This window comes from Wolbachia endosymbiont of Drosophila nikananu (genome assembly GCF_028981865.1).
Classification (GTDB): Bacteria; Pseudomonadota; Alphaproteobacteria; order Rickettsiales; family Anaplasmataceae; genus Wolbachia; species Wolbachia pipientis_B.
Genome location: NZ_JAPQLL010000029.1, coordinates 1 through 5,702 on the forward strand (window position 1 = coordinate 1; position 5,702 = coordinate 5,702).

The 5,702-nt window shown below is 47.6% G+C and carries 1 protein-coding gene and 3 rRNA genes; 1 reads left to right on the forward strand and 3 read right to left on the reverse strand.

Going from position 1 to position 5,702, the window contains the following annotated elements; genetic code table 11:
* From rrf to OZD67_RS01850, 3 genes are all read right to left on the reverse strand, one after another.
* Positions 1-117 (reverse strand): 5S ribosomal RNA (gene rrf, locus OZD67_RS01840).
* 71 nt (positions 118-188) lie between these two features.
* Positions 189-3,109 (reverse strand): 23S ribosomal RNA (locus OZD67_RS01845).
* A gap of 204 nt (positions 3,110-3,313) precedes the next feature.
* Positions 3,314-4,880: ribosomal RNA gene (locus OZD67_RS01850) — 16S ribosomal RNA — on the reverse strand.
* The 16S, 23S and 5S rRNA genes sit together here, the layout of an rRNA operon.
* Positions 4,881-5,351: 471 nt before the next feature.
* On the opposite strand from OZD67_RS01850, the gene OZD67_RS01855 reads away from it, so the two are divergent.
* The coding region (locus OZD67_RS01855) for a hypothetical protein (RefSeq protein ID WP_274999668.1) at positions 5,352-5,702 on the forward strand (351 nt) is incomplete at its 3' end.

Consider the following 5,702-nt stretch of genomic DNA (forward strand, 5'->3'; position numbering starts at 1 on the left):
GCATGGCAACGTCCTACCCTCGCAGGGAGCGATCCCCCAACTACTCTCGGCGCTAAGAAGCTTAACTTCTGTGTTCGACATGGGAACAGGTGTATCCTTCTCGCCATCGTCACCACACTATTGAGAAACTTGTGCTCTCAAAACTAGACAATATCAAATATCTTCATATGAACCGGAACACCAATTACTTGGTTAAGTCCTCGACCGATTAGTATTAGTCCGCTTCATGCGTCACCGCACTGCCACTTCTAACCTATCTACCTGATCATCTTTCAGGGGTCTTACTTCCATAAAGGAATGGGAAATCTCATCTCGAGGTGTGTTTCACACTTAGATGCTTTCAGCGTTTATCACATCCATACGTAGCTACCCAGCGATGCGCCTGGCGGCACAACTGGTACACCAGAGGTATGTCCATCCCGGTCCTCTCGTACTAAGGACAGGTCCTCTCAAATTTCCTACGCCCGCGACGGATAGGGACCGAACTGTCTCACGACGTTCTGAACCCAGCTCGCGTACCGCTTTAATGGGCGAACAGCCCAACCCTTGGGACCGACTACAGCCCCAGGATGCGATGAGCCGACATCGAGGTGCCAAACCTCCCCGTCGATGTGGACTCTTGGGGGAGATAAGCCTGTTATCCCCAGGGTAGCTTTTATCCGTTGAGCGATGGCCCTTCCATACGGTACCACCGGATCACTAAGCCCGACTTTCGTCCCTGCTCGACCTGTCTGTCTCGCAGTCAAGCTCCCTTGTGCCTTTACACTCTGCGAATGATTTCCAACCATTCTGAGGGAACCTTTGGGCGCCTCCGTTACTTTTTAGGAGGCGACCGCCCCAGTCAAACTGCCCACCTGACACTGTCTCCCACCACGATTAGTGGTGCGGGTTAGAGTGGTCATACAGCGAGGGTAGTATCCCACCAACGCCTCCACCGAAACTAGCGTTCCGGTTTCTATGGCTCCTACCTATCCTGTACAAGCTGTACAAACACTCAATATCAAGCTACAGTAAAGCTCCATGGGGTCTTTCCGTCCTGTCGCGGGTAGTCCGCATCTTCACGGACAATATAATTTCACCGAGTCTCTCGTTGAGACAGTGCCCAGATCGTTACGCCTTTCGTGCGGGTCGGAACTTACCCGACAAGGAATTTCGCTACCTTAGGACCGTTATAGTTACGGCCGCCGTTTACTGGGGCTTCAATTCTGAGCTTCGCCGAAGCTAACCCATCCTTTTAACCTTCCAGCACCGGGCAGGCGTCAGCCCCTATACGTCATCTTACGATTTTGCAGAGACCTGTGTTTTTGATAAACAGTCGCCTGGGCCTATTCACTGCGGCTGATCTTGCGATCAGCACCCCTTCTCCCGAAGTTACGGGGTCATTTTGCCGAGTTCCTTAACGAGAGTTCACTCGCTCACCTTAGGATTCTCTCCTCGACTACCTGTGTCGGTTTGCGGTACGGGTAGTTAAGTACTCACTAGAAGCTTTTCTCGGCAGTGTGACATCAGACGCTTCGCTACTAAATTTCGCTCCCCATCACAGTTTGTCCTTAAAGTGAAAAGCATTTGACTCTTCACAAGACTTACTGCTTGGACATTCTAATCCAACAGAATGCACATCTTAGCCTCCTGCGTCCCTCCATTGCTCAAACGCACTTAACTAGTACAGGAATCTCAACCTGTTATCCATCGTCTACGCCTCTCGGCCTCGACTTAGGTCCCGACTAACCCTGGGAGGACGAGCCTTCCCCAGGAAACCTTAGTCATTCGGTGGATAGGATTCTCACCTATCTTTCGCTACTCATACCGGCATTCTCACTTCTAAGCGCTCCACAAGTCCTCACGATCTTGCTTCACCGCCCTTAGAACGCTCTCCTATCACGCGACCTAATGGTCGCATCCATGGTTTCGGTAGTATGCTTAGCCCCGGTACATTTTCGGCGCAGGATCACTCGACTAGTGAGCTATTACGCACTCTTTAAATGGTGGCTGCTTCTGAGCCAACATCCTAGTTGTCTATGCAACTCCACATCCTTTTCCACTTAGCATACATTTAGGGACCTTAACTGATGGTCTGGGCTGTTCCCCTTTCGACGGTGGATCTTATCACTCATCGTCTGACTCCCGGATATGAATCAATGGCATTCGGAGTTTATCTGAATTCAGTAACCCAAGACGGGCCCCTAGTCCAAATAGTGCTCTACCTCCATGATCCTAATTCCGAGGCTAGCCCTAAAGCTATTTCGGAGAGAACCAGCTATCTCCAAGTTCGTTTGGAATTTCACCGCTATCCACACCTCATCCCAGCAATTTTCAACTTACACGGGTTCGGTCCTCCAGTGCGTTTTACCGCACCTTCAACCTGGACATGGATAGGTCACCTGGTTTCGGGTCTATAACCTCGTACTCAAAACGCCCATTTCAGACTCGCTTTCGCTACGGCTCCGACTTTTTAGTCTTAACCTTGCACGGGATCATAACTCGCCGGTTCATTCTACAAAAGGCACGCCATCACGCATTAACGCGCTCTGACTTATTGTAGGCACATGGTTTCAGGAACTATTTCACTCCCCTCCCGGGGTGCTTTTCACCTTTCCCTCACGGTACTGGTTCACTATCGGTCACTAGGTAGTATTTAGCCTTGGGAGATGGTCCTCCCGGATTCCGACGGAATTTCACGTGTTCCGCCGTACTCAGGATCCTGAACTGAGAGAATTTGATTTAATCTACTGGGCTATCACCATCTATGGCGGATTTTCCCAAATCCTTCGACTATCAAGTTCTTTGGTAACTCAAATGTTCAGTCCTACAACCCCAAAGTGCAAGCACTTTGGTTTGGGCTGTTCCCCGTTCGCTCGCCGCTACTTAGGGAATCGAAATTTCTTTATATTCCTGCTGCTAATGAGATGTTTCAGTTCACAGCGTTTACCTCCAACTAGACTATGAATTCATCTAGTGGTAACAGTTGATTAAAACTGCTGGGTTGCCCCATTCGGAAATCTCCGGATCATAGCTTACGTACAGCTCCCCGAAGCATATCGGTGTTAGTCCCGTCCTTCATCGGCTCCTAGTGCCAAGGCATTCACCATGCGCCCTTGTTAACTTAACCTCATTTACCTAACGGTAAATGCGATTAATGAGTTTAGCGATAATTAAACTTCAATAAAAAACTCAAAAAACGCGGTGTTCTCGGTTTCATTATGAAAAATATATTTGATATTATCTAGTTTTCAAAGAACAAGTTTTGAGAGTTAAATCTCTCAAAACTAAACAAAGTTTCGACGCGTGTGTAGGTTTCCGTAATATTCCTTAGAAAGGAGGTGATCCAGCCGCAGGTTCTCCTACGGCTACCTTGTTACGACTTCACCCTAATCATCTGTCCCACCTTAGGCGGCTGGTTCCTAAAAGGTTACCCCACCGACTTTGGGTGTTACAAACTCTCATGGTGTGACGGGCGGTGTGTACAAGGCCCGGGAACGTATTCACCGCGGCATGCTGATCCGCGATTACTAGCGATTCCGACTTCATGTAGGCGAGTTGCAGCCTACAATCCGAACTGAGAATGGCTTTAAGAGATTAGCTTACTCTCGCGAGTTCGCAACTCGTTGTACCATCCATTGTAGCACGTGTGTAGCCCAGGTCATAAGGGGCATGATGATTTGACGTCATCCCCACCTTCCTCCGGTTTGTCACCGGCAGTCTCACCAGAGTGCCCAACTTAATGCTGGCAACTGATAATAAGGGTTGCGCTCGTTGCGGGACTTAACCCAACATCTCACGACACGAGCTGACGACAACCATGCACCACCTGTATCCATGTCCCCGAAGGGAACGTCTAATCTCTTAGATTTGCATAGTATGTCAAGACCTGGTAAGGTTCTTCGCGTAGCTTCGAATTAAACCACATGCTCCACCGCTTGTGCGGGCCCCCGTCAATTCCTTTGAGTTTCAGCCTTGCGGCCGTACTCCCCAGGCGGAATGCTTAATGCGTTAGCTGCAGCACTGAAGGGCGGAAACCCTCCAACACTTAGCATTCATCGTTTACGGTATGGACTACCAGGGTATCTAATCCTGTTTGCTACCCATACTTTCGAGCCTCAGCGTCAGTTACAGACCAGACAGCCGCCTTCGCCACTGGTGTTCTTCCATATATCTACGCATTTCACCGCTACACATGGAGTTCCACTGTCCTCTTCTGCACTCAAGTTTCCCAGTTTCCGATGCACTTCTTCGGTTGAGCCGAAGGCTTTCACATCAGACTTAAAAAACCGCCTGCGCTCGCTTTACGCCCAATAAATCCGGACAACGCTTGCCACCTACGTATTACCGCGGCTGCTGGCACGTAGTTAGCCGTGGCTTTCTGGTTAAATACCGTCAATACCTGAACAGTTACTCTCAGATATGTTCTTCTTTAACAACAGAGTTTTACGAGCCGAAACCCTTCTTCACTCACGCGGCGTTGCTCCATCAGACTTTCGTCCATTGTGGAAGATTCCCTACTGCTGCCTCCCGTAGGAGTTTGGGCCGTGTCTCAGTCCCAATGTGGCCGATTACCCTCTCAGGTCGGCTACGTATCATTGCCATGGTGAGCCGTTACCCCACCATCTAGCTAATACGCCGCGGGACCATCCAAAAGTGATAGCCGAAGCCATCTTTCAAACTCGGACCATGCGGTCCAAGTTGTTATGCGGTATTAGCATCTGTTTCCAGGTGTTATCCCCCGCTTCTGGGCAGGTTTCCCACGTGTTACTCACCAGTTCGCCACTCACTCAAATGTAAATCATGATGCAAGCACCAATCAATACCAGAGTTCGTTCGACTTGCATGTATTAGGCACGCCGCCAGCGTTCGTCCTGAGCCAGGATCAAACTCTCAAATTAATGATGAGTTCTAAAAAGCTCATTTAATGTTGTACTAAAATTTATTTGCTAGCGAATTGACTTCGCAAATGTTTTGCTCTTGATTCAAAATCAAGAGACCCTACACATTTGATTCGTCGAAACTTTGTTCAGTTTTCAAAGATCTAATTCCGTGTGTTAATCGCTTAACACAACTTAATCATCATAACATCTTAATCAATATCTTGTCAACAACTTTTTTTAAGAAGTAACTTGATTAATTCGTCATAGTTGCCGTTGCGACAACAGAGACCATCTTACCAATTACTGAAGAAATTGTCAACAACTAATTTCAATAATTATTTGGTGGTGAGACGCATCTGCCGTAGTAGCAACGTTTACTAATATACCAATTGAAGTAAAAAGTGTCAACACTTTTTCTGAATTTCTTTTTATTAATAGTCAAACCAGCTTTCTTTCTCTATACTATTTAATTAAAGGAGCGACTAAATTATGCTAGCTTGGCTACCATTCTTTTTGATTTCATTAATGTTTATTGTTCTACTATACGCTTGTGCGCGATCAGCGCGCACAAATATCCAGCGTTTTAAGCAACTCAGTTTAATTGCCTTTCTCTGGGTCTTAACTGCTTTTTGCTATACACCTACCAGTTACAATTTTGGTACCCAACTCGTTATTCAATATATTCAATGGGGACCCGTTAAGCTGAACGTGATTCCTTTCCAACAACTTGACATTGAATTTTGGCTCAACGTTCTCCTCACTGTTCCACTGGGCGGTTTACTGGCATGGAATTTTCCGGACTTGCCTTGGCGTCGTTTTATTTGGTTGGGATTTCTTACG